2 protein-coding genes and 1 pseudogene are annotated in these 2309 nt (G+C 69.9%); all 3 read left to right on the forward strand.

The features are described 5' to 3' along the window. Positions 1 to 917, forward strand: a pseudogene (locus VA603_RS10680) (hypothetical protein); the annotation flags it as partial. Between the two features lie 5 nt (positions 918 to 922). Continuing rightward, positions 923 to 1570: an OmpA family protein gene (locus VA603_RS10685; protein WP_132862291.1), complete on the forward strand. Its 648-nt coding sequence runs from the start codon at positions 923 to 925 to the stop codon at positions 1568 to 1570. After that, positions 1560 to 2204: a DUF2894 domain-containing protein gene (locus VA603_RS10690; RefSeq protein ID WP_165931088.1), complete on the forward strand. Its 645-nt coding sequence runs from the start codon at positions 1560 to 1562 to the stop codon at positions 2202 to 2204. Before VA603_RS10685 ends, VA603_RS10690 begins: the two co-directional genes overlap by 11 nt. Positions 2205 to 2309 lie beyond the last annotated feature (105 nt).

A 2309-nucleotide genomic window follows, 5' to 3' on the forward strand; every position in this document is an offset into this window, starting at 1 on the left:
GGACCGCCGCACTCACCCTGCAGCACGGCACCCACGATGCCCTGGCCCAGCGCAACGAGCAGGCGCTGCTCGCCGCTTCGGACAGTTTCCAGGGCCACGCCCGTTCGCTGGTCGACGCGCTGCGGCAGTCGCACGACGAACTGCAGGCCGCCTTCGCCGCACGCGACGAACAACGCCTGGGCAACTGGTCGCAGGCCCTGTCGGCGATGGTCGAACGGCTGGACCAGAGCTGGACGCACAACGGCGCGCAGGTCGCCGCCCGCCAGCAGCAGATCTGCGACACGCTGGCACAGACCGCGCAGGCCATGGGCGAGCAGTCGCAGGCGCATGCGCGCGACACCCTGGCCGAGATCTCGCGGCTGGTGCAGACCGCTTCCGAAGCGCCGCGCGCGGCCGCCGAAGTGGTCGCCGAGCTGCGCCAGAAGCTGTCCGACAGCATGGTCCGCGACACCGCGATGCTGGAGGAACGCGGCCGCCTGCTGTCCACGCTGGAAACCCTGCTCGACGCGGTCAACCACGCCTCCACCGAACAGCGCAGCGCCGTCGATGCCCTGGTCAGCACCTCGGCCGACCTGCTGGAGCGCGTCGGCAACCGTTTCAGCGCGCAGCTGGAAGACCAGACCACCCGCCTGGACGGCGCCGCGGCCCAGGTCACCACCAGCGCGGTGGAAATGGCCAGCCTGGGCGATGCGTTCGGCACCGCCGTGCAGTTGTTCGGCCAGTCCAGCGAGGCGCTCAGCCAGCGCCTGCAGCTGATCGAGACCGCGCTGGACAAGTCGCTGGCACGCAGCGACGAACAGTTGGCCTACTACGTCGCCCAGGCGCGCGAGGTCATCGACCTGAGCATGCTCTCGCAGAAGCAGATCATCGGTGAGCTGCAACAGCTGGCCGAAGCCCGCGACGGCAGCGGGGCCTGAGTGGCATGAGCGACGAGATCGAGTTCGACGCCGAATCCACCGCCACCACCTGGGCCGCGTTCGGCGACCTGATGTCGGTGCTGCTGGGTGCATTCGTGCTGATCCTGGCCAGCGTCATCGGCATCCAGCTGCTGCTGCACAACCGCCTGGACGAGGAAGTGAAGCAGCGCCAGGCGCAGACCGCCAAGCTCAAGACGCTGGAGCAGGCACTGGCCGCGCCGATGGCCGCCGGCCGCATCACCGTCATCGACGGCCGCATCGGCATCAGCGGCAGTGTGCTGTTCGCGCTCAACTCCGACCAGCTGCAACCGGAAGGCCGCGAGCTGCTGCAGAGCATCGCCGGCCCGCTGCGTGAGTACCTGCACGCACGCGAGGAGATCCTGATGGTCAGCGGCTTCACCGACAACCAGCCGGTGCGCGTGGCCAATGCCCGCTTCGCCGACAACCTGGAACTGTCGGCCGCGCGCGCGCTCACCGTCACCCGCACCCTGATCGCCGATGGCGTGCCGTCGGCGTCGGTGTTCGCCGCGGCCTTCGGCGCCGAGCAGCCGGTCAGCCCCAACGACGACGAGGCCGGGCGTGCGAAGAACCGCCGCGTCGAGATCGCACCGATTCCGCGGCCGCACACCGATGGCAAGGCCGATGCCCGCTGATCCGGCGGTGCACGCACGGCTGGATGCGTGGCGCACCCAGGGCGCCGACCGCATCGATCCGCTGCGCTTTGGCCTGATCGACGCACTTGCCCGCCGTGCCGGTGCCTACGACGGCGCGGTCCGCACGCAGCTGGAAGCGCGCCTGTCGCAGCTGCTCGACGACTACGCCGGGATCGTGCAGCGGCACGTACCGGACACGGCCGCCGGCGAGGACGCACCCAGCCCGCTGCGGCAGCTGATCACGCTGCTGACCACCGAGCCGCTGCAGTACCAGCTGCCGCTGAATGCGGCCGGCCGCACCGAGGCGGCGGCCGAGGACACCGGCGACGGCACCGCGCTGCCGGTACTGGACGAGTTCCAGCAACTGTGGGGCCGCATCCGCATCGAGAGCCTGCTGCGGCAGTGCCTGGATGCCCTGCCCGAAGACGCCGGCCCGCTGCATTCCAGCGTGCTCACCTACCGTGCCATGGCATTGATGCAGGAGATTTCGCCGGACTACCTGCAGCACTTCATCGCCTACGTCGACGTGCTTACCTGGATGGAGCCGCTCAGCGGCAACGACACCGCGCCCGAGCCCAGCCGCAGCGCCAGCAAGCGCAAGGCCGCCCCGCGGAAGAAGAAGCCGGCGCCGTAGGCCGCGATTTCGCCCCGACAGGCACGACGCACGCCTCCCCTGTGCGCATGAATGCGCACAAGGGGCCAATTACTGTGGACCGGTTGGCGTTTCACCACGCCGTCT

The organism is Stenotrophomonas capsici (genome assembly GCF_034961085.1).
Lineage (GTDB): Bacteria > Pseudomonadota > Gammaproteobacteria > Xanthomonadales > Xanthomonadaceae > Stenotrophomonas > Stenotrophomonas capsici.

Excerpts from the sequence above, each read along its gene's own strand:
- VA603_RS10685 (WP_132862291.1), top strand. The coding sequence starts at position 923 with ATGAGCGACGAGATCGAGTTCGACGCCGAATCCACCGCCACCACCTGG.
- VA603_RS10690 (WP_165931088.1), top strand. The coding sequence starts at position 1,560 with ATGCCCGCTGATCCGGCGGTGCACGCACGGCTGGATGCGTGGCGCACC.